Source organism: Streptomyces rubellomurinus (assembly GCF_000961885.1).
GTDB classification, from domain to species: domain Bacteria; phylum Actinomycetota; class Actinomycetes; order Streptomycetales; family Streptomycetaceae; genus Kitasatospora; species Kitasatospora rubellomurina.
Map to the genome: position 1 here is coordinate 1 of NZ_JZKH01000111.1, position 21,538 is coordinate 21,538.

17 protein-coding genes are annotated in these 21,538 nt (G+C 72.4%); 8 read left to right on the plus strand and 9 right to left on the minus strand.

The window, feature by feature from the left end; genetic code table 11:
- The 4 genes from VM95_RS33330 to VM95_RS33345 all read left to right on the plus strand — a co-directional run.
- The coding region (locus VM95_RS33330; RefSeq protein WP_045704042.1) for an alpha/beta fold hydrolase at positions 1-3,778 on the plus strand (3,778 nt) is incomplete at its 5' end.
- A complete protein-coding gene (locus VM95_RS33335; RefSeq protein WP_045704044.1) occupies positions 3,775-5,196 on the plus strand; it encodes an MFS transporter in 1,422 nt (473 codons plus the stop codon). The genes VM95_RS33330 and VM95_RS33335, both read left to right, overlap by 4 nt.
- Positions 5,197-5,218: 22 nt before the next feature.
- Positions 5,219-6,661, plus strand: coding sequence for a cytochrome P450 (locus tag VM95_RS33340; RefSeq protein WP_045704046.1), 1,443 nt, complete (start codon positions 5,219-5,221; stop codon positions 6,659-6,661).
- A gap of 71 nt (positions 6,662-6,732) precedes the next feature.
- The gene (locus tag VM95_RS33345) at positions 6,733-7,317 is read left to right on the plus strand and encodes a DUF2867 domain-containing protein (RefSeq protein ID WP_045704048.1); all 585 of its coding nucleotides are present in this window, start codon (positions 6,733-6,735) and stop codon (positions 7,315-7,317) included.
- Between the two features lie 184 nt (positions 7,318-7,501).
- Here VM95_RS33345 and VM95_RS39365 read toward each other — a convergent pair whose 3' ends face one another.
- Complete coding sequence (locus VM95_RS39365; protein ID WP_078860926.1) at positions 7,502-8,392, minus strand: hypothetical protein; 891 nt, start codon at positions 8,390-8,392, stop codon at positions 7,502-7,504.
- Between the two features lie 213 nt (positions 8,393-8,605).
- Between VM95_RS39365 and VM95_RS33355 the strand changes: the two genes are divergently transcribed.
- The gene (locus VM95_RS33355) at positions 8,606-9,667 is read left to right on the plus strand and encodes a phosphotransferase (RefSeq protein ID WP_045704053.1); all 1,062 of its coding nucleotides are present in this window, start codon (positions 8,606-8,608) and stop codon (positions 9,665-9,667) included.
- Here the strand turns inward: VM95_RS33355 and VM95_RS39370 are convergent.
- The 7 genes from VM95_RS39370 to VM95_RS33390 are packed head-to-tail and all read right to left on the minus strand — an operon-like array spanning position 9,657 to position 16,840.
- Complete coding sequence (locus VM95_RS39370) at positions 9,657-10,865, minus strand: DegT/DnrJ/EryC1/StrS family aminotransferase (protein ID WP_052707724.1); 1,209 nt, start codon at positions 10,863-10,865, stop codon at positions 9,657-9,659. The two genes, VM95_RS33355 and VM95_RS39370, sit on opposite strands and share 11 nt — an antisense overlap.
- A 23-nt stretch (positions 10,866-10,888) precedes the next feature.
- Entirely contained in the window at positions 10,889-11,857 is a 969-nt protein-coding gene (locus VM95_RS33365) for a phosphotransferase family protein (protein WP_045704054.1), read from the minus strand.
- Positions 11,844-12,800, minus strand: a complete 957-nt coding sequence (locus tag VM95_RS42925) for a Gfo/Idh/MocA family protein (RefSeq protein WP_045704056.1) — start codon at positions 12,798-12,800, stop codon at positions 11,844-11,846. Before VM95_RS42925 ends, VM95_RS33365 begins: the two co-directional genes overlap by 14 nt.
- On the minus strand, positions 12,797-13,414 hold the full coding sequence (locus VM95_RS42930) for a nucleoside/nucleotide kinase family protein (RefSeq protein ID WP_045704058.1): 618 nt from the start codon (positions 13,412-13,414) through the stop codon (positions 12,797-12,799). The genes VM95_RS42925 and VM95_RS42930 overlap by 4 nt, the downstream gene beginning before the upstream one ends.
- Positions 13,411-14,940: a glycosyltransferase family 2 protein gene (locus VM95_RS33380; protein ID WP_045704060.1), complete on the minus strand. Its 1,530-nt coding sequence runs from the start codon at positions 14,938-14,940 to the stop codon at positions 13,411-13,413. The genes VM95_RS42930 and VM95_RS33380 overlap by 4 nt, the downstream gene beginning before the upstream one ends.
- The gene (locus VM95_RS33385) at positions 14,937-15,815 is read right to left on the minus strand and encodes a glycosyltransferase family 8 protein (protein ID WP_045704062.1); all 879 of its coding nucleotides are present in this window, start codon (positions 15,813-15,815) and stop codon (positions 14,937-14,939) included. Before VM95_RS33385 ends, VM95_RS33380 begins: the two co-directional genes overlap by 4 nt.
- Positions 15,812-16,840, minus strand: coding sequence for an NAD-dependent epimerase/dehydratase family protein (locus VM95_RS33390; RefSeq protein ID WP_078860931.1), 1,029 nt, complete (start codon positions 16,838-16,840; stop codon positions 15,812-15,814). The genes VM95_RS33385 and VM95_RS33390 overlap by 4 nt, the downstream gene beginning before the upstream one ends.
- A gap of 175 nt (positions 16,841-17,015) precedes the next feature.
- Between VM95_RS33390 and VM95_RS33395 the strand changes: the two genes are divergently transcribed.
- Positions 17,016-18,362 carry an NsdA family TPR-like regulatory protein gene (locus VM95_RS33395; protein WP_078860933.1) on the plus strand — a complete coding sequence of 449 codons (1,347 nt, stop codon included), beginning with the start codon at positions 17,016-17,018 and terminating at the stop codon, positions 18,360-18,362.
- Between the two features lie 395 nt (positions 18,363-18,757).
- Here the strand turns inward: VM95_RS33395 and VM95_RS33400 are convergent, their stop codons facing one another.
- Positions 18,758-19,963 carry a helix-turn-helix domain-containing protein gene (locus VM95_RS33400; protein ID WP_045704064.1) on the minus strand — a complete coding sequence of 402 codons (1,206 nt, stop codon included), beginning with the start codon at positions 19,961-19,963 and terminating at the stop codon, positions 18,758-18,760.
- A gap of 219 nt (positions 19,964-20,182) precedes the next feature.
- Here VM95_RS33400 and VM95_RS33405 point away from each other — a divergent pair, with 219 nt between their 5' ends.
- Positions 20,183-20,713, plus strand: a complete 531-nt coding sequence (locus VM95_RS33405; RefSeq protein WP_244179045.1) for a GNAT family N-acetyltransferase — start codon at positions 20,183-20,185, stop codon at positions 20,711-20,713.
- A gap of 426 nt (positions 20,714-21,139) precedes the next feature.
- Positions 21,140-21,538: beta-ketoacyl synthase N-terminal-like domain-containing protein (locus VM95_RS33410; RefSeq protein ID WP_045704070.1), on the plus strand; the 399-nt coding region annotated here is incomplete at its 3' end.

Consider the following 21,538-nt stretch of genomic DNA (forward strand, 5'->3'; position numbering starts at 1 on the left):
CGTGGCGGGTGAAGTCGCCGCGCTGGACGAGGTGTTCGAGGCCTGCGAGCGCGACGGCGTCCGGGCCCGCAAGGTCAAGGTGGACTACGCCTCGCACTCCGCCCAGGTCGAGACGATCGAGGCCGAGCTGCTCACCGCCCTCGCGCCGGTCGAGCCGACCAGCGGCCGGGTGCCGTTCTACTCGACGGCGGTCGGCGGCTACCTCGACACGGCGACGATGGACGCCGCGTACTGGTACGCCAACCTGCGCGGCCAGGTCGGCTTCGAGCCGGCCGTCCGCGCGCTGATCGACGGCGGCACCGGCTGCTTCCTGGAGATGTCCCCGCACCCCGTGCTGACCATGGCCGTCGAGGACACCGCCGAGGCCTGCGGCGCCGCCCGCCGGGTCAAGGTGGTCGGATCGCTGCGCCGGGACGAGGGCGGCCTGAAGCGGTTCCTGTTCTCCCTCGCCGAGGCGCACACCGCCGGGGTGAAGGTCGACTGGGCCGTCTGCTTCGCCGAGTCCGGCGCCCGCCGGGTCGAACTGCCGACCTACGCCTTCCAGCACAAGCGCTACTGGCCCAACCCGCGCCCGGCCGCCGGCGACCCGTCCGCCTCCGGCCTCGGCCGGGTCGGGCACCCCGTCCTGGCGGTGGCCCTGCAACTCGCCGACCGGGAGCAGTGGGTGCTCACCGGCCGCCTGTCACAGGAGACGCAGCCGTGGCTGCGCGACCACGTCGCCTTCGACCTGCCGGTCGCGCCCAGCACCACGCTGGTCGAGCTGGCGCTGGCCGCCGGCCGCAGCGTCGGCGCGCCGCTGCTCGACGAGCTGGTGTTCGAGGCGCCGCTGCTGGTGCCGGACGGCGCCGCGCTCCAGGTGCAGGCCATCGTGGGCGCCCCGGCGGCGGACGGCCGCCGGCCGGTGACCGTCCACACCCGCCCGGACGGCGACCAGCGCGCCGAGTCGACCCGGCACTGCACGGGCTGGCTCGCGCCTGAGGACACCGAGCCCGCCGCCGTCCTGGTCGGCACCTGGCCGCCCGCCGGCGCCGAGTCGCTGCCGGTGGACGGGCTGTACGCGGCCCTGGCCGAGCTCGGCCTGGACTGCGGCCCGGCGCTGCACGGGGTACGGGCGGCCTGGCGCTCCGGCGCCGAGCTGTACGCCGACCTGGCGCTGCCCGAGGAGGTCGGCGCCGAGGGCTTCGGCATCCACCCGGCGCTGTTCGAGGCCGCCCTGCACGTCGGCCAGTCGGCCTTCGCCGCCCAGGGCGCCCCGAAGCTGCCGGTCGCCTGGAACGGCGTGCGCCTGGTCCAGACCGGCGCCGCCCGCGGCCTGGTGCGGGTCATCGCGGACGGCGACACCCTGCGGCTGGACGTCTTCGGCGAGGACGGCATGCCCGTGCTCTCCGCGGGCCGCGTCGTCCTGCACGACGCCGACCCGGCCCACCTGGAGGAACTGCGGCGCGGCCAGAGCTCGCTGTACCGGGTCGACTGGGCCCCGGCGGCGCTCGCCGCCGCCAAGCCCGTCCGGCTGGCCGCACTCGGCCAGGCCGCCCCGGGCGTGCTCGACCGCTACGCCGACCTGGCCGGGCTCGCCCAGGCCGTGGACGGCGGGGCCGCCGTGCCGCAGGCCGTGCTGACCGTGCTCGACACCCCCGCCGGGGACGGCCCGGCCGCCGTGCGCGACGCCGCCGGGCAGGCCGAGGAGCTGGTCCGGCACTGGCTGGCGCAGGAGCGCCTCGGCGAGGCCGTGCTGGTGGTGACGGCCCGCCGCGCGGTCGCGGTCGTCGGGGCGGAGGCTCCCGAGCCCGCGCGGGCCGCCGCGTGGGGCGTGCTGCGCGCCGCGCAGTCCGCGCACCCGGGCCGCTTCCTGCTGGTCGACCTGGACGGCGGCGTCGAGCCCGAGTGGGGCGCGCTGCTCGGGGCCGACGAGCCGCAGCTCGCCGTGCGCGGCGGGCAGGCCCTGGCGCCCCGGCTGACCGCGGCCCCGGCCGGGCCGGCGGGGCGGACGGCGCTGACCGACCTGGACGGCACCGTGCTGGTCACCGGCGGCGGCGAGGGCACGGCCGCGGCGCTGGCCCGGCACCTGGCCGCCCGGCACGGCGTCCGGGACCTGCTGCTGATCGACGGCAGCGGTGCGGCGGACGGGCTGGTCGAGGAGCTGGCGCAGCTGGGCGCGCGGGTGCGGGTCGAGGCGCCTGCGCCCGAGCGGTTGCCCGCCGTGCTGGAGTCCCTGAAGCGGCCGCTGCGCGCGGTCGTCCAGGCCGGCGAGGAGCCGCTGGAATCGGCCTGGCGGCTGCACGAGCTGACCGCCGACGCCGACCTGGCCGCCTTCGTGGTGTCCTCCTCCTTCGCCGCCCTGCTGGGCGAGCGGCCGCAGGAGCACCCCGCCGCCCTGGAGGCGCTGGTGCGCACCCGCCGCGCGGCCGGGCTGCCCGGCACCGTGCTGGCCTGGGGCCCCCGGCCCGGCGAGGCGGTGCCGGCCGGCACCACCGGGCTGACGGCCGAGCGCGCGGGGGAGCTGTTCGACCAGGCCCTCGCCGCGGACGCCGCCCTGCTGGCGCCCGTCCAGCTGGACCCGGCCGAACTGCGGGCGCGGGCCCGCGAGCGGACCCTGCCGGCGCTGCTGCGCGGCCTGGTCCGGCTCCCGGCCAAGCGCGAGGCGGCCGGCGGGTCGCTGGCCCAGCGGCTGGCCGAGGTGCCGGACGCGGACCGCGAGCAGGTCGTGCTGGAGCTGGTCACCGCGCAGGTCGTGGCGGTGCTCGGGCACGGCGCCGACGACAGCATCGACGTCGAGCGCAAGCTCAAGGAGCTCGGCCTGGACTCGATGAGCGCGGTCGGGCTGCGCAACCGGCTCTCCCAGGCCACCGGCCTGAGCCTGCCCGTCTCGTTCGTCTTCGAGCACCCCACCCCGGCGGAGATCGCCCGCCAGCTGCTCAAGCTGGCCGGCTCCGAAGGGGCGGAGCAGCCGCAGTCAGCGGCAGGGGACACGATCGGCGCCCGGCTGCGGCGGGCCGCCGAGGCGGGGGAGCTGCCGGCGTCGCTGCGCCGGCTGCTGGACGCCGCCGCGGCCCGTCCGGTCTTCGGCTCGGCCGCCGAACTGCCCGACCGGGGCGGCGCGTTGGTGCGCCTGGCGGCCGGCCCGGGCCGGGTGAAGGTGGTCTGCGTGCCGTCCTACGTGTACGTGGTCGGATCCGGCCAGGAGCAGTTCGTGCGCCTGGCCGAGCGGTTCGAGGGCGTGCGGGACGTACTGGTGTGCGCCCTGCCGGGCTTCGGGACGGAGCTCAACCCGGGCTCCCGGGAGGCCGTCGAGGAGGCCATGGCGGGCGCGGTCCGCGCAGCCGTCGGCGACGACCCGTTCGTCCTGGTCGGCTACTCGATGGGCGGCGCCGTCGCCCGGTCGCTGGCCGGGCGGCTGGAGGCCGGCGGCGCCGCGCTCGCCGGGGTCGCCATGATCGACACCCCGGCACCGGACGACGACCCGGAGCGGGCGGAGCGCGCGTTCGCCGCCATGCTCGCCGGGATCCTCCTGCGGGAGCGGCGCGACGTCGTGGTCGACGACGCCAACTGGCTGGCCATGGGCGGCTACCTGCCGCTGTTCGCCGGCCCGCGGCCGGCACCGGCCGCCCGCACCCTGCTCGTCCGGGCGGCCCGGCCGCTCGGCGGCGCGACGGCGGCGGACGCCCCGCGCTGGGAGGACGCCGACGACCTCGTCGAGGTCGCCGCCGACCACCTCGCCCTCATCGAGGCCGAGGCCGCCGCCACCGCCGAGGCGATCGAGAAGTGGATCGAGGCATGAGAAGTAGTGCGGGCCTGCGCCGCGGCCTGGCCATCGCGGTGATCCTGGTCGGGGTGTTCGTCTCCGCGGTGGACATGCTGATCGTCAACATCGCCTTCCCCCGGCTGGAGGAGTCCTTCCCCTCGGCCAGCCTGACCGGGCTGTCCTGGGTGATGAGCGCCTACGCGATCACCTACGCCGCGCTGCTGCTGCCCAGCGGGCGCTGGGCGGACCGCTCCGGGACCAAGCAGGTCTTCCTGCTCGGCCTCGGGGTGTTCACCGCCGCGTCCGCCGGCTGCGCGGCGGCGCCGGACCTGGGGGTGCTGATCGCCACCCGGGCCCTGCAGGGCGTCGGCGCGGCGCTGATGGCGCCCAGCTCGATGAGCCTGCTGCTCGGGCTGTTCCCGCCGCGGAAGCGGGGCGTCGCGGTCGGGCTGTGGACGGCGGTCGGCGGGGTCGGCTCCGCCGCCGCGCTGCCGCTGGGCGGCCTGCTGGCCGAGGTCGACTGGCGCTGGGTGTTCGTCGTCAACCTGCCCCTCGGGGCGGTGGCGCTGCTGCTCGGCGGCTGGTCGCTGACCCGCTCCGGCACCGAGGACGGGCCCCGCCCGGACCTGCTCGGCATCGGCCTGCTCGCGGTGTCGGTCGGCGCGATCGTCGGCACCATCTCCCAGGGCCAGGCCTGGGGTTGGACCAGCGCGCAGGTGATCGGCCTGTCGGCGGTCGGCGTGCTCGGCCTGGTGCTGACCGTGCACCGGGCCCGCCGCCACCCGGCGCCGGTCATCGAGCCGGCCCTGCTGCGGATCCGCAAGGTCGCCCTCGGCAACGTCGCCACCGGCTTCTTCTTCATGGGCGTCGGCGCGATGGCGCTGTCCACCATCCTGTTCCTGACCCAGATCTGGCGGCACACCACCCTGCGCGGCGCCCTGGAGATCGCGCCGGGCCCGATCGCCGCCACCCTGTTCGCGGTGCCCAGCGGCATCCTGGCCGTCCGGTACGGCGCGCACCTGGTCGGCGCGGTCGGCGCCGGCCTGTTCGCGGCGGGCGGCCTGTGGTGGGCGTTCGCCGTGGACGGCACGCCGGACTTCACCGGCACCTTCCTGCCCGGCGGGATCGTCGGCGGCATCGGCTTCGGCGTGATCCTGCCGGCGCTGGCCGCCGCGTCCACCCTGGCGCTGCCGCCCGAGCGGGTCGCCACCGGCACCGGCATGGCGTCGATGTCCCGGCAGATCGGCATGGCGCTCGGCGTCGCCGTGGTCTCGGCCGTGCTGACCGGCCACCCGGGCGTCGCCACCTACCGCACCGCGTTCCTGATCATGGCCGGCGCCAGCCTCGTCAGCGGGCTCGCCCTGTTCGCGATCGGCCCGACCACCCCACCCGCCCCGGCCGCCCCGGGCGGGGAGCACCAGCCAGAGCAGCTGTCCCGAGCGGCAACGAGCTAACGAGCTAAGGAAACCGAGGACCATGGACCACTCGAGCAACACGCACGACGCGGCGGCCGCCTCCGGGGGCAAGTGCCCCGTCGACCACTCCGCGCCGGCCGCCCAGGCCGTCGTCCCCTCCTCCGCGCTGCCCGCGGTGGAGATGCACCGGATGCGGCAGGTGCTGAGCATCTGGGCCCGCCCCGAGCCGTACCTGAAGAGCTGCCGCGCCAAGTACGGCAGCCGCTTCCGGGTCACCATCATCCCCGGCGTGCCGCTGTACGTGATATCGGCGCCGGAGGACGTCAAGCAGATGTTCCTGGCCCCCCGGGACGTCCTGCACACCGGCTCCAGCAACACCCCGATCGAGAAGTGGACCGGCCGCAACGGCCTGGCCTGGCTGGACGAGGCGGAGCACACCAGCCGCCGCCGCGCCGTCATGCCGGCCTTCCGCGGCGACGCGATGAAGCGCGTCGAGCAGGCCGTGTACCGGCTGGCGAAGGAGCACGTGGCGTCCTGGCCGCGTGACAAGGCCGTGGCGACGCACCCCTTCGCGCACGCCTACACCGTCAAGGTCATCATGGAGGTCCTCTTCGGTGAGCACCGCCCCTCCAACGAGGCGGCGATGTACGCGGAGGTCATGAAGATGCTGACCTTCAACTCCAAGCCGTCCACCATGAAGCCGTTCCACCTGCTGCCGCCGGCGAAGCTGCGCCGGATGCGGCTGTTCCGGCCCAACGGCGTCAACGAGTTCCTGGTCCGCCGCGACCGGGTGCACGCGATGGTGAACGCGGCGATCGAGGAGCGCCGGCGCTCCGGCGCCGAGGGCGACGACCTGCTCGGCGTGATGCTCGGCATCCGCGACGAGGACGGCAACCCGCCGAGCGTCACCGAGATGCGCGACGAGATCATGACCCAGTTCCTGGCCGGCACCGAGACCACCGCCTCGGCGATCTGCTGGGCGCTGGAGTTCCTCACCCGCCACCCGCAGGTGGTCGAGAAGCTGCGCACCGAGATGGCGGCCGGCGACGGCGACGAGTACCTGACCGCCGTCGTGCACGAGGTGCTGCGGCTCGGCCCGCCGATCCAGCAGATCGTGCCCCGCGAGGTGGTCAAGCCCGTCGAGCTCGGCGGCGTGCGCTACGCGCCCGGCGACCGGCTGTGGGCCAGCGCCTACCTGCTCAACCGGGACGAGCACAACTACCCGGACCCGGACGCGTTCAAGCCCGAGCGCTTCCTCGGCGTCAAGCCCGCCTCGCACACCTGGATCCCGTTCGGCGGCGGCCACACCCGCTGCCTCGGCGACCGGATCGCCCTGATGGAGCTGAAGGCCACCCTCACCGAGATCCTGACCACCACCGACGTCCAGCGCGTCGGCGCCGAGGCGGTGCCCGCGCACAGCCGTACCGTCGTCAACATCCCCAAGGACGGCGCCCGCATGGTCTTCCACCCCCGCCGGGCGAAGGCCGCGGCCGCCGCCCGATGAGCCGCGGGTAGGTTGACGAAGCAGGACAATCGCGCACAACGCGGTTGCGTTCCACGAGAGATGAGGCAGGAATGAGGATCCCGAACACCGCGTTCACGGATCGGCCCTGGCGGATCCACGAGTACATCGCGGATTTCGACATCGAGGACGTCTGGGACCTGGACACCCCCGGTGGCCCGGACGACCTGGACCGCCTCGTCCGGCAGTTCAGCGGCGACGGGACCGACTTCCACCCGTCGGCGGCCTACCGGCTGCTGTTCGCGATCCGCTGGAAGCTCGGCAAGGTCATGGGCTGGGACACCGCGGAGCAGGGCGTCAGCTCGCGCAAGCCCTCGCTGCGCGCGCGGCTGGCGGAGGACCTGCTGAACGGCACCCGCGGGCCGGACCTGAGGACGGTGCCGATGAAGTCGGTGTACCAGACGAAGGACGAGTGGGTCACCGAGGTCGTCAACCAGACCGTGCACGCCGTGATGCACATCGGCTGGGTCGACGACGGCAACGGCCGCCACCACGCCCAGATGGCCGTCCTCGCCAAGCCGAACGGCACGCTCGGCAAGGTCTACATGCCGGCGATCCTGCCGATCCGCCGGGTCTTCGTGACGCCGAACCTGGTGAAGACCATCGGCCGCACCTGGCACGCGGGCAAGGCCGCCTGACACCGGCACCGCTGCCGCGCGAACCGCACGGTTCGCGCGGCAGCGGTGCTGTGCGGGGGTGAACACCCGCGCACCATCCGGTGCGTTGGGCAAGTCCACCGCCGTTCCCCACCGTCCACCCCCCACCCGCCTGCCGGCGGGTGCCCGCCCCGGGCCTGGCCGCGTGCCGCCGGGGCAGAGTGTTTCAGGCGGCGACGTGTGCGGTCCGACTGCCGGTGATGGCGGAGCGCAGGGCGGTTCGGACTCGCGCGGCACCTACGGCTGCCACCTCTGCCCCCGTGCCGGTCGTGAGGGTGCGGGTTGTCAGGCCGGCGCACGGGCGGCAGATGCCCGGTCGGGGCACGGGGTCGTGGCACTTGGCGCACTCGGCGTACCGGGCCGGTGGCCGTGCGGCGGGCCGGGCGGGCGGCATCTTGTGCTCCAGGCGGTAGCGGAGCACGGCCGCCGCCGAGTGCATCGGGACGGGCAGGCCCGGCAGCAGGGCGTGGGCCAGGTCGGCCGGGGTGCTGCCGCGAGCGAGCCACTGGGCGACCAGGGGAGCGAGTCCACGCGCTTCGGCCTCGCCCAGGCGCAGGCGCGGTTCGGCGCGGATCACGCGGAACAGCGTGGCCACGGCCTCTCGGACCTCTTCGGTCTCGGAATCCTCCTCCCGTCCTTTCGATTTGACGTCATCGGCCGGACTCGCGGGGAGGGTGGGTTCTTGGTGCTGGTCCTTTACAACAGGGCTGCCAGCGCGGCCGGTAGCCGCTCCACCGGGCGCCGGACGGGTGGCAGCCGGTGCGAACCACGGTGTGTCGTACACGTGGGTCTCGGTGCGGATGGTGCCGTCCGGCAGGCGGATCTTCTCGACGCGGTAGAAGCCCGCGTCGGTCAGCTCCTTCAGGGCCTTGCGGATCGCACCGCGCCCCTGCGGGCTGGAGTCGGCCATGTGCCGCCCGTCCTCCCGCCAGCCATCGGGTCGGGAGAGGAGGTCCGCGAGCAGGCCGCGGGCGGTGTAGGACAGCTCCCGGTACTGCAGCATGCAGTTGGGCAGCACGGTGAAGTCGCGCACGTGGGCGCTACGATGGACACGCATCGGGAGTTGCTTCTCCTGGTGCCGGACCCCGGAGCGTTGCCGCGCTGCCGGGGTCGCCTATTTTCGATTTGACTACGAAATTTACCACGTAACTCGCTACCACAAGGTCCTTTTGCTGCAGCGGGCTTGATCACATTCCGCGTTGCTCGGCAGCAAGGTTCGTGATGCTCGAACCGGCCGCCTTCGTGCCTTTCCTCCGCTAGCCTGCTTGGGGTGACGGACGCGACTTTTGACGGCCCCAGCGCTGCTCGGTACAGCGAGATCGCAGAAGATCTGGCGCTTCTCGGCGAAGCCTTCGGGCTGGGCGAAGTGCGGGAGTGCGGTTTCCTGTCGGACGGGTTGATGAACGGGAACTGGCGGCTGGATACGGCCGAGGGCTCGTTCGCGTTGAAGCGGATCATGGATGTGCCGCTGTCGCTGGCACGTCGGAACCTGGCTGTGCTGTCGGCGCTGGCCGACGACGGCCTGCCGGTGGGCAGGGCGCGGGTCTCCTCGACCGGGGACACGGTGGTCGAGGTCGCCGGTCGCGGGTACTGCGTGATCCCGTGGATGGAGGGGAGCCATCAGCCGGGTACGGCTCTCTCGATGGAGCAGGCCGGTGATCTCGGTGTTCTCCTCGGTCGGATCCACCAGGGCTTGAACGGTGAGCAGGTGGCCGGTCTGCTGCCGCCCGCGCCGGCGCAGGTGACCGTTTCGGCGACCACCCCCGCTGCCGCCCGCACGGAGGCGAACCGCTTCCTGGCGTTGATTGCGGGCCTGGAGAACCGGACGGCGTTCGACGCCGAGGCCGTCGCGGCACTGGCTGAGCGCAAGGTGCTGCTGGAGAAGTACGGGAGCGAGCGCCCGGCTGGCGACGTGGCGGTCGGTCCGGTGGGGTGGACGCACGGTGACGTCCAGCACCGGAACGTGTTGTGGCGAGACGGCGCGATCGTCGGGGTGATCGACTGGGACCGGATCCGGGTCCGGCCGTTCGGCGAAGAGGTCGCCCGCACCGCCACGGTGCAGTTCGGCGGTGAGGACGGCTTCCTCGACCTGGAGCGGACCTCCGCGTTCGTGGCCGGCTACCGCTCGGTGGTGCCCATCTCGGTGCCGGCGCTGGCAGATGCGGTGGAGCGGCTGTGGTGGAAGCGCATGTCGGACTACTGGCAGCTGGTCTTCCACTACGACCGCAACGATCACTCGTGCGATCACCTGTTCCTGCCCGCTGAGCGGTTCCTGGCCTGGTGGAGCGAGCGGCGCGACGAGGTGCAGGCGGCGTTCGCGGCTATGCCGTGAGCACCGTGCGCATCAGCACGGTGGCAAGGGCTTCGGCCACCTGCTCCATGTAGTCCGCAGCGGGGATCTGCGGCACCTTGAGGACGATCATCTGCCGCAGGGCCTTGTAGTAGTTCGGCAGTTCGTCCCTGGTCGGCGGCTGGTAGGGGCTGTCGGCGAGGTGGGGCCAGTAGCGGGCGGCCAGGTCGGGGCGTTGCAGCAGCGGGGTCTGGGTCCAGTCCTCGTACTGGGCGCGGAGGGGGACGCCGGCGGCCCGGCACTTCTCGTGGAGCGTCTTCGGGTCGGGCACGCGGACGTTGATCGTCAGCGGGGTGCCGTACCAGCCCCGGACGGAGAGTTCGCCGATCTCCGGCCAGGTGATGGGTGCGTCGTACTCCTCCAGGGCCTTGCGCAGGGTGGACAGGTTCTGTTCGGCGGCGAGCATCCGGTCGGGCAGCGTGCGGAGCTGCTGGCGGGCGATGACGGCGGAAAGGGCGGGCATCCGGTACTTGTACGCCGCCCCGGTGTCGGCGAGCGGCTTCAGCTCGGGGAGGGTGAGTTCGGCGGCGAGCCGAGCGGGGTGGTGGCCGAGGGTGAGGGCGCGCTCGTAGATCTCGCGGTCGGAGGTGGTCAAAACGCCGCCTTCGCCGCCGGAGACGGACTTGGACTCCTGGAGGCTGAAGCATCCGGCGGCGCCCCAGGAGCCGACTGCCCTGCCCTGGTAGACGGCGCCGTGGGCGTGCGAGCAGTCCTCGACGATCGGCAGGTCGGTGGCCTTGGTGAGCCGGTCCATGCGGGCGGGGATGCCCCAGGTGTGGGTGGCGAGGACGGCGGAGCACTGGACGGCGATCTGTGCGACTGCGGGGGCGGTGATGTTGGGGCTGTCGGGCTCGATGTCACAGAAGACGGGGTAGCTGCCAGCCTGGTAGACCGCGGTGATCGCGGAGATCCAGGTCATCGGGGAGACGGCAACGCCGGCTTCGGGGTTGGCACCGACCGCGTGGAGCGCGGCGTGCAGGGAGGCGGTGCCCGAGTTGAACGAGAGCGCGTGACGGGTGCCGGCGAGGCGGGCGAAGGCGGCTTCGAGGGCGTTGGTGGCCGGGCCTCGGTTGATCTCGGAGAGGTGGCCGGCGTCGAGGAGCTTGAGGACGGCGTCCTTCTCGGCCCGTCCGTACTTGGGCTCCCGGGGAAACGGGAGGGTGACCTTGGGGTTGCTCATGGCGTCCTTCCGGGTGGGACGGCTTACGGGCGTCGCCGTTCGGTGGAGCAGGGGTCGGGGGTGATGCGCGGGACGGCGGTGAGTTGCCCGTGGTCGAGGTCGTCGAGGTCGGCCTGGATCTGGGCGACCCGAAGCCGGACCATGTCCTGGTCGTCGCAGGAGGCGTGGAAGTGCAGGAGCGAGACCGCGATGCGCAGGCGGAACAGGACGAGCGGGAGCAGGCTGTCGGCGGGGAACGGTCCGTCGAAGTAGCCGGCGAGGAGGGCCTCGGTCATCGGGGCGGGTTCGCGCAGGGACCAGCCGGCGAGTTCGGCCAGCGGGTCGCCGCCTCGGACGCTCTCCAGGTCGACGACTCCGGTGATGTGCCGGTCGTCGGTGAAGATGTGGCGGCCGACCCAGTCGCCGTGCAGAAGCTTGGGCGCCGTCGTTGGGAGGCGGTTGACTCCGGCTTCGAGGATGAAGCGGGTGCGGCGCAGAAGCCCGAGCAGGTCGAGGCCGTCGAGGCTCGGTGTGCTGCGGGAGGGTAGGGCGAGGAACCAGCCCTGGACGGTGGAGTGTTGGCCGATGCCGTGTCCGTCGAGCTGGCCGAAGCTGCTGACCTCGACGGCGTGCAGGCGGCGGAGGACCTCACCGGCTCGGGCGGCGGCATCCAGGTCCGCCGGCTGCGGCGGTTCCGCTTCGATCGGGCGGCCGGGGCAGCGGGTCTCGACGCACGCGTCGATGCTGTGCCAGATGATCCGGGCGGCGGGGATGCCCGCTTTCTGCATCCGGGCCGAGGCCCAGGCGGCGGTCGCGTAGCGCGAGCGGCTTCCCGCACGGCGGACCTTGACGACCAGCTCGTCGCCGTCGCGGGTGGTGACGGCGAAGGGGAGGCTGTCCGTTCCGGACCTCAGCGAGGTGAACTGCGCGTCGGTGCAGTCGAAGCCGGCGGCGGTGAGCGCGTCGAGCAGCAGCGGATGGGGCCGGACGATGGTGGTGTCACCGGCGGGCATCGGGGACCTCCGGCACCAAGACGGGGCGTCGGCTGACGGCGGACCGCAGGGCGGCGTCCAGCAGGGCGATGGAGCCGAGGTTGTCGACGGCAGGCACGGGGACGGTGCCGGGCTGGTGGAGGGCGTCCACCATGGCGGTGATGCACCGCTGGTAGGCCGGGGTCGTCCTCGGCTTGGTGGCGGGGTCCTGGGCCCATCGGGCGGCGAAGCCTCGGGCCTCCACACGCCAGTCGCCGTTGGCATCGGTTCGCAGGAACGGGTCCACGATGAACCCGCCTCGGTAGGTGAACAGCGAGTCGTCCGCGAAGCGCACGGTGATCACGGCGATCGAGCTGTGCGGGGCGAGGAAGCCAGCCGGAGCCTCCATGCAGGTGATCTCAGTCGGTGGCGCGGTGATCAAGGCGCGGAGCTGGTCGAAGGCGTGCACCGCAAGGTCGGTCGTGGCGGGCAAGCGCTGGCTGCTGCGGAAGCCGGGGCCGGGCAGCGTGACGAAGGTGTCGGCGGTGACGACGAAGGGCGGCTCGGCACCGACGCGGACCATGTCGCGGAAGGCAAGGAAGTCGGGGTCGGCACCTCGGTTCTGCATGACGGCCAGCAGCAGACCGCGCTCCTGCGCGAGGTGAGCGAGGTCGAGCGCGTCGGGCAGGTTCAGGGCCAGGGGCTTCTCGGTCAGGACGTGGAGCCCGTGGGAAAGGGCTTCGCGGCTGACTCGGTAGTGGTGGTCGGGCGGGGTGAGGTTGACGATGACGTCGACCGAGGCCAGCGAGCGCGCCTCGTCGAGCGTCGTGGCGAACGCCGGGTTCAGCTCGTACCGGTCCGCGAGCGCCTGTGCCGCCTGCTGGTCGGGGTCGACGAGGGCGGCGACCCCGACGCGGCCGTCCGCGAGCAGGGAGCGGACCCAACGGCTCGCGATGCTGCCGCAGCCGATCAGTGCGGCCTTCACGATGCCTCCCGCAGGGCGCGCTCGCCGGCCTGGTGGCGGCGGACGTGGTCGAGGGCGCGTGCGGCGAGTTCCTCGGGTGAGCCGGTGGTGGTGTCGAGCCGGACGACGGCCGGGGCGAGCGGGCGGTCGAAGTAAGCGTTGAAGTGCTCGCTGAAGTGGCGGTCGTAGAAGATCGTCGGCATGCCCTTGCGCAGGCGGGCACGGCGGGCGAGCACGTCCGGGTCGGCGGTGAGGACGATCGTCAGGTCGGGCATCGCCACGCCCCGGCTGGTGACGGCGTGTTGGGCCTGGTCGTCGCAGTCGAAGCCGTGCATCCGTCCGACCGCGTGCGCATGGGCGAGGAGGGTGTCCACGGTGCGGTCGAGGATCACGTCCCTCTCCGCGACGAGGGCCTGTAGCGCTCGGGCGAACCGGAGTTCCTCGACGTCGAGGAACTGGGCAATGTTGGTCAACTGGTTTTCGGCCGTGAAGGGTTCGGGCTTCGGCAGCCGGGTGGGGTCGGGGCTGGCGTGGTAGTAGCAGGGGATGACAGCGGGCTGGTCGAGGTGGGTGGCGAGTGCAGCGGCCAGCGTGGTCTTGCCGACGCAGCTGACGCCCTCGATGCCGAGGATCACGGTGTCTCCCTGTCCGTGGTGGTGGGTGGGGCCGTGCGGCGGTTGGTCTTGGGCGCGAGCGCCGAGTGCCTGGTGCCGGTGACGGCCCAGCGGCCGAGGGCGGTCATCGGGCCGATGCTCTTGAACAGCAGTCCGGCCAGCGTCTCCACGCTCTGCGCGGCGGTCTCGCGTATGGTCAGCGGCCGGCCCTCACCCTGGGCGAGCAGGCGGACCGGTGCGACGGTGGCCGTCCAGAGCGCTGCTGCGGCCGTCACTCGGACCGGCAGGCGCGTGCGCGGGCCGAGCACGAGAGCCAGGCAGGCGACCGTCGCAGGCGAGACCAGTAGCCAGGCCAGGCCCCGGTAGGCGCCGATGGCGAGCGCCGCCGCGTGGTCAAGGCGGCTGCCATGGCCCTGCGAGCGCCAGCGGGTGGCGCACTGCGGGTAGTCGAGGTAGCTCTGGAACCAGCGCTCGCTCTGGGCCAGCAACTCGGGCAGGTACTCGGCTGCGGGCACGGTGGTGGTGAAGGGGAGGCTGTCGACCGGGATACCGCTCAGGGTGAGCCGATAGCCGAAGGCGACGTCGTCGAGCACGGTGAAGGTGGGCAGGCCGCCGACCTCCCGGAAAACGTCGGCGCGAACGAGGAGGCCGTGTCCTACGGTCTGCGCCAGACCTCGTCGGCCAGGGCCGCGCCGCGTGGAGGCGGCGTACCGGCGGAGGTTGGGGATCTCGCGGCGGACTGTCCACAGAGTCTGGGCTCGGGCGGCGCCCTGGCACAGGCTCCCTTCCCACCAGGTGCCGGCGGCGCCCTGCGTGGCGAAGCGGGCGGACTGCTGGACGACGCGGGGCAGCTCGCCGTCCTCAGCCCTGCGGCCGGCCAGGAACTCGGTGGTTCGCAGCAGGAATTCGCGGCTCGGGCGGGAGTCCACGTCGTAAACGGCGATGTACTCCTCGGCGGAGTCGGCCGCGAGCTGGTCGACGGCAGCGTTCACCTGGGCGGCCTTCCGGCCGTCACCCTCGTAGTGGATGTGCCGGACCGCCGGAGCGGGTTCCCGAAGGCGCGCGATCTCGTCCGCGATGACCTTCGCCGTCGCGGGGAAGGCCGACAACACCTCGGCAGCCGTCGCCTGGGTGAGCGCGTTCGCGCCGGTCTTGGCCAGGGCCTCGGCGAGGGCAGCGAGCTCCTCTCCGGTCAACTGCGGGAAGCGCCGCAATGTGAGGTCGGCCTCCGTCGCGCCCGTGAGCTGGGCGGCGAGGTGCTCGCGTTCGCGCTCCTCGCGCGCCGTGGACACCAGGGTCAGCGTCGACCCCGGGAAGTCCCGGAGGAGCGGCATGAACCACGCCAGTGCACCGACGATGTGCTGCTGCTCGCGCAGCACCGGGATGACGACGTGCAGCACCATCGGCTCCGCTGCCGCCACCGGCCCAGGCCGGTCGACCCAGGCCAACGTCTGGCATACCTGCCGCAGCCCGTTCGCATTGCGCGCGGCCACGGCGGCAGCGATCCACCAGGTCGGGCGGCGCCAGAACGGCTTCCGGCCGTTCACTCCATGCCTCCCGCAGCGACGTAGTCGTGGAACAGCCGGTAGGTGTCGCGGAGCTGGCCTTCCGGGTAGCTGTCCTGCCAGGGTTTGTCGGGGCCGGCGAAGTGCACCAGGGCGGCGGTCGCCTCGTCCTCCAGGAGCAGGGCGAGCGGACTGTCCGCCTCGGCGTAGTGAACGAACCCGGGCTGGGCGGCCTGCGAGGACATCGCGAAGGTGTTCCAACGCCGGTCCAGCCGGTGCCAGTTGTCGTCGACGGCCCAGTTCAGCGCGTCCTGGTCCCAGAACCGGACCTTGTCAGGGTGCTCGGACAGGAACTGCCTCGACCGCTCGAAGACACCCAGCCTCTGGCAGCGGCCGAGGTCAATGAGCATGACGCCGCTGTTGAAGTAGTCCCGACCGTACGGGATGCCGAGCTTGTCCCAGCCCGGCAGCTGGATGCCCCGGCCGATGACCGGGTTCTGCGGGTCGCGGACCGCGCCGATCGGGCGCCCGCCCAGGGACTGCCGCAGCAGCGGGCGCAGATCCCCGAGGACGAGCGTGTCGGCGTCCAGGTACAGCACCCGGCGCTCGTCCGGGATGACCTCCGGGATGGCCAGGCGCACGTACACCGCGCCGCTCACCCAGTGGGAGACCGGGTAGCGGGGGTCGGTCATGGGCGCCGGCCGCAGCTCGGTCCGCAGGCCCGTACGGTCGGCGTCCCGCCGGATCGCCCGCCGGTTGGCGTCGCTGATCTGCTGGTCGAGGACGATCAGGCGAAGCTCCTCGACGGCGCCCGGATGGGCGGCGGCGATCGAGTGCATCAGTGTCTGCAGCGGGCGGGCGTAGCCGTCGTCGACCCCGCAGACGAGCGCGGGCAGCAGACGGGAGGTGGTGTTCACGAGACGCCCCTTCCAGTGGTGGCGGTGGCCTGGCGGGGGAAGTGCTGCTCGGCCCAGCCGAGGGTCCGGCGCAGGCCGTCGCGCAGGTGTGTGGTGGGCTCCCAGCCGAGGTGGGCGAGGGCCGAGGCGATGTCGGGGCAGCGGCGCTTCGGGTCGTCGGCGGGCAGCGGGACGAAGGTGATCGCGGACGAGGAGCGGGCCAGCGCCCGGATCTCCTCGGCGAGCTGGAGCATGGTGATCTCGTGCGGGTTGCCGAGGTTCACCGGGTCGGCGTGATCCGCGGTGGCGGCGGCGAGCAGGCCCTCGACGGTGTCGGCCACGAAGCACAGGGAGCGGGTCTGGCCGCCGTCGCCGGCCACGGTGATCGGTTCGCCCGTCAGCGCCTGCTGCATGAACGTCGGCACGGCGCGGCCATCGTCGGCCCGCATCCTCGGCCCGTACGTGTTGAAGATCCGTACGATCCGGGTGCGGGCGTTACCGGAGCGCTGGAAGCAGGCGGCCAGCGCCTCGGCGTACCGCTTGGCCTCGTCGTACACGCTGCGCGGCCCGACCGGGTTGACGTTGCCCCAGTAATGCTCCGGCTGCGGGTGCACGAGTGGGTCGCCGTACACCTCGGACGTAGACGCGAGCAGGAACCGGGATTGCTTGGCCTCGGCCAGCTCCAGGGCGTTGAGCGTGCCCATCGCACCGACCTTCAGGGTGGCCAGCGGGTGGCGGGCGTAGTCGAGCGGCGACGCCGGCGAGGCGAGGTGGAAGACGAAGTCCACCGGCCCGGACACGCCGAACGGCTGGCTCACGTCGTCGGTCTGGAAGCTGAACCTCCCGGCCGAGCGCAGGCCCGAAAGGTTGTCGAGGTGACCGGTCAGTAGATTGTCGACGCCGACCACCTCCGCGCCGAGGTCCAGCAGGCGCTCGCACAGGTGCGAGCCGATGAACCCGGCAGCGCCGGTGACGACGGCGGTGCGGTGGGCGAAGGCGCTGGTCGCTGCCGTTCCCCCAGGATCTGATGCATGCGGGCGTGACAAGGTGCTTCTCCTCAACTCGTAAGCAGGTGGCCGCACGGGCTGCGGAGCCAGGGTCCAGAGTCGCGGCGCGGCCGATCATCGCGGAACGTTTCCAGGGGGTTTCTCTCCGAGATCGCCCGCGCCGCAGCGGGTAGCAGTACGCTCACCAACAGGGCCTAGAAAGCCGGGGGTTGAGATGAGCGAAGACGTTCTGGCGGTCCACCCGCTCACCTACCTGCTGCACTCGCGCGGGTGGGGAAAGATCCAGTTCGCGCGGATGATGCGCGACCACGGCGCCGCATTGAAGATCCACCTGGCGACCAACCGGACGCTGGTCTGGAAGTGGGAGCAGGGCCAGGCGCCCGAGCCGGACGCGCAGTACGTTCTCGCAGACCTTCTTGGCGTCAACCCTCGTAGCCTGGTCGCGAATCCGTGGCCCCGATGGCTTCCTGTCTGGGAGGTGACCGGCATCACGGCGCCGTGGACGAAGGCCGGTACCGTGGACGTACTGGTGGAACTGGTCAGGAGTGGTCATATGGATCGGCGGGGCTTTCTCACTATCACCGGGGCCGCCATGGCCACCGTCGCCGCGAGCTGGGCCTCGGCCTCGCCCGCCTTCGCCTCCGCCCTCAACGGGGACCAGGTGACCGACTCCATGGTCGACACCCTCGACGCCCGCGTGGCCACCCTCCAGACGCTGGACGCCCAGATGGGCGGCGCCCGCCTCATCGAGCAGGCCCGCGGCGACCTGGCGATCATCACCAGCCTGCTCAAGCACGGCCGCCACACCGAAGCCGTCGAGGCCCGCCTCTACGGGCTGGCGGCTCAGGTCAACTACATCGCCGGCTGGATGGCCTACGACAGCGGCCTGCGCTCAGCCGGCCAGCAGTACTACCTCGGCGCCCTGCGCGCCGCGAAGACCGTGGGCGACGACGCCCTCGGCGCCTTTCTCCTCGCCGAGATGGGCGTCCACCTCTCCGACGCCGGCAACCCCGCCGAGCGCGTCGCCCAGGTCGAGACCGCGCTCGCCAACACCCACTCGACCATGCAGCCCGGCGTCCGCAGCTACCTCGAACTCCACCACGCCGAGAGCCTCTCCCGCGACGGCCAGCACCAGAAGGCCGGCTCCGCCCTCAACCGCGCCCACGACCTCTGGGCCAAGAACGGCGGCGACCACCTCCCCAGCTGGCTCTCCTGGTACGGCGACGCCCAGCTCAGCTCCACCGAGGGCAAAGTCATGCTCCGCGCCGGCCAGGTCGAGCGCGCCACCAGCGCCCTCGCCTCCTCCATCGACCACGCCGTCCCCCGCGACCAGGCCGTCCGCTCCGGCCGCCTCGCCACCGCCCGCCTCGCCGGCAAGGACCTCGACGGAGCCCTCGACGCCGCCAACCGCGGCCTGGACCTTCTCGAAACCAAGGTCCACTCCGTCCGCGCCGTCAACCGCCTCACCAAGTTCGAGGGCTACCTCAAGCCGTACTCCGCCGCACCCGCGGTCGCCGAGTTCCGCGAGCGACTGCGTGCTCTGCCTGCGATGGCGGCCTGAGGAACTCGGCGATCAGGCCGACAAACCGAATGATGTGAGGGCAAAGTCCCGGCAGCTCGCTGGGGTGTACCAGGCAGCCAGCCGTGCGGCCTTCGCTCGGGAGCGCAGTACGTTGGGCGGATGGTCTTTCCAGGCGTGAACTACTTAGTGGAGGTCGGCGCTGACGCCTGCCGACCTCCAAGCTGCTGGGAGGGGCGTCAGGTGTTCTATTCAGCCGATGATTCGGAGCGACCCGAGTCGACCGGGAAGAATCCAAACCGCTGACCGTGGGTTTCCTGGCTGATGGAGCGTCAGCATGTGCTCACTGTCGCGGAGTTCTCACCGTCCGTGAACGGATGGGATGTGTCACTTCCTGAAGTCGTACCGGCGCCGAGTGATACGCCTCGTATCACTCCTCAGTTGATGATCACGGATGTTCCGAGAATCGATGAGAGCTTGCGCAACTTGGCTGTGGTGGCGCTGCCCGCGCTCGCCTTTTGCGCGATCACCCCGGGCAATCCCTGATGCCGAGCCCAACCGGGCGCGGTCGAGCACACCTCGAGCAGGGTGTCCAGGGCGGTGTCGGACTGCCGGGTCTCGGCTTGTGCGAGCGCGACATCCAGCATCATCCGGTTACGCGCGGACGGGGTGAGCGAGCTCGTGTCGCCGATCGTCTGGAACAGGCTGAGCGCCTTGCCTGGCCGACCGGTTGAGACGGCGATTCCGATCGCCTGTGCGGTGACCGTTGCCGGCCCGAACGCCGTCCCGTTCACCATGACGTCCCTGCCCATCCGGGCCGCTACCGCAAGCCCCTGCGACAGCAGGTCGTCGGCGCCGTCCACGTCCCCCTGGCGGGCGGCGACGACGGCCGCGAAGGTCACGTGCCACCCATAGGTGGCGAGCGCTCCCAGATCCCGATCCCCGTACCTGGGCTCGATGGACTCGTACGAGATGCGGGCGGTCTCCTCCGCCTGGTCGAGGCGGGCATCCCGCACGTAGATCCACGACCGGCCGGATGCGACCATGGCCGAGCGGATGGTGTCCCCGGCGCGGTCGGCCTGGTGTTGCGCGTGCCCGATTCCGGCGTACGCGAGATCGCGGGCGCCGAATTGGTTCGCCACGTAGGCAGCGAGTCGATAGGCGTCTGCGAGGATGCCCGCGGCCGCGCTCTCCTGGTCGACGGGAGCGGCCTTCCACGTGGCGGCGGCTTCGCGCAGTGCTGGGGCGACGTGAGCTCCCGCCCCCACGTAGTCGCCGGAGCGGTAGGCCTCCCATGCGGCGGCGAGTCCGGCCGCGAGTTCGGCCGGGCGTGGGGGCTGCACATCGACGCCGACGCCGGCGGCGGTGTCGTGGACAGCGAGGGACAGCTCGCGCATCATCGCCCGGTCGGCGCCGTGCATTGCGCGGCGGGGAGCCTGTTGGCCGAGGACCACGGACACATCGGTGTGGAGCGCGGCCGAGATCCGAAGCAGCGTCTGGAGGCTGCCACCGAGGTTGAGTTCTGCTTTGCGGATCGTCGCCACCGACAGGCCGGACGCTTCGGCAAGCTGTTCCTGGGTCATGTCAGGTCCGCGGAGAAGTTTGATGCGCTCGCCTGTGGTGTAGTCGGTCCACTGCGTCATCCCTGGGTCCCTTCCGGGTGCACGGCCGTACTCGGAAGGTACCCGCTCCCTCGGGCGGGCGGGCGCGCTTTGGCCCCGTGGAGCTTTCGTCAACCCACTGCCGCGTGACCTCTCCCTTCGGGGATAGACGACCCGCAGCTCGCTGCACGAGCTGGCCAGTGGCAGCGGCCCGGACCGCGCCTGGACGGCGTACGCCCACAACACCTGGAGGACCACCGCGTGACCGTCGAACTCCGCCACCACACCACCCTGCCCGCAGAGGCCCGGCGGGACCTGCTGGACGTGTACGCCGACGTGCGGGCCCCACTGCTGCACCTGCCGAACTACCGCGTCGCCGTGTTCGCCGAACGCCTCGACCGGCATGCCACCGAGCCCGGCTTCGAGCTCGTCCTCGGCTACGACGGCGAGGTACCGGTCGGTTACGCCTACGGCAACACGATCGGGGCGGATGACCGGTACTGGAAGCGCATGACCGAGCCTCTTCCGGACGGCTTCACCGACGCCCCGGCTCTGGCCATCAAGGAAATCGGCGTCCGGATCCCATGGCGGGGCACGGGTGCCGCCCGCCGAATTCACGATGACCTGCTGCGCCGCCGGGTTGAGGGCCGCGTCACCCTCCTGGTCAACCCGCTCGCCGGGGACGGCAAGGTCCAGCGGCTCTACGAGACCTGGGGCTACCGGGCGTTCAATGCGCAACAGCCCTCTCCGGACTCGCCCCGGCTGACCGCGATGATCCGCCCGATCCGCTGAGCCTGGGGCGACGGGCGTCCGCACCGGTTGGTGGGCGCCCTTCACACGTCGCCGTCTGAGACGCGCTGTCCCACCAGTGCCGTGTGCCGCCTGGTCGGGCGGCACGCGGCGAGGCCGGGGGCGGGAACCCGCCGCAGGCGGGTGGGGGGTGGATGGTGGGGAACGGTGGTGGAACTGCTCAACGGAGCAGATGATGCGCGGGTGTTCACCTGGTGGCGGGCCGAGCGGGGGTGGTCCGGCTCGCCGGCCGGATGCTGCCGCGCTGGACCGGGCCGAAGCCGCCCGCGGGCGTGTCGTGGGCACGTCCGAAACCTTCCGGGGCGGGTTCGGCCGGAAACTCGTCCGAATTGGCGTCCCGAAAACGTATCTGAGGGGCCCGTCACCCGATCGAGTTGTCAACAGGGGTAGCGAGGGTCGGGAGCTCTAATGGGCGAGAACGAGTTCGGGGACGGGCTCACGGGGGCGGGCCGCGAGGCGATCGCCGTCATCGGGATGTCGTGCCGGGTGCCCGGCGCCGAGGACCTGCGGTCCTTCTGGCGGATGCTGGCCGAGGGGGAGGAGGCCATCGCGGAACCGCCCGCCGGCCGCTGGCCGGAGGGCGTCGCCGAGCTGGCGCGCCACCCCCGGGCCGGGTTCGTGGCGGGTGCCGGCGACTTCGATGCCGGGTTCTTCGGGATCTCCCCGCGCGAGGCCGCGGCGATGGACCCGCGCCAGCGGATGGTGCTCGAACTGAGCTGGGACGCCCTGGAGGACGCCTACCTCCCGCCGGACAGCCTGCACGGCAGCGCCACCGCCGTCTTCCTCGGCGCCACCGGCGACGACTAC

Bases quoted from the DNA above. Each gene is read 5' to 3' on its own strand.
- VM95_RS33400 (WP_045704064.1), bottom strand. From the start codon at position 19,963: ATGACGCAGTGGACCGACTACACCACAGGCGAGCGCATCAAACTTCTC.
- VM95_RS33340 (WP_045704046.1), top strand. From the start codon at position 5,219: ATGGACCACTCGAGCAACACGCACGACGCGGCGGCCGCCTCCGGGGGC.
- VM95_RS33365 (WP_045704054.1), bottom strand. From the start codon at position 11,857: ATGCCCGCCGGTGACACCACCATCGTCCGGCCCCATCCGCTGCTGCTC.
- VM95_RS33335 (WP_045704044.1), top strand. From the start codon at position 3,775: ATGAGAAGTAGTGCGGGCCTGCGCCGCGGCCTGGCCATCGCGGTGATC.
- VM95_RS33395 (WP_078860933.1), top strand. From the start codon at position 17,016: ATGAGCGAAGACGTTCTGGCGGTCCACCCGCTCACCTACCTGCTGCAC.
- VM95_RS39365 (WP_078860926.1), bottom strand. From the start codon at position 8,392: ATGCGTGTCCATCGTAGCGCCCACGTGCGCGACTTCACCGTGCTGCCC.
- VM95_RS33345 (WP_045704048.1), top strand. From the start codon at position 6,733: ATGAGGATCCCGAACACCGCGTTCACGGATCGGCCCTGGCGGATCCAC.
- VM95_RS39370 (WP_052707724.1), bottom strand. From the start codon at position 10,865: ATGAGCAACCCCAAGGTCACCCTCCCGTTTCCCCGGGAGCCCAAGTAC.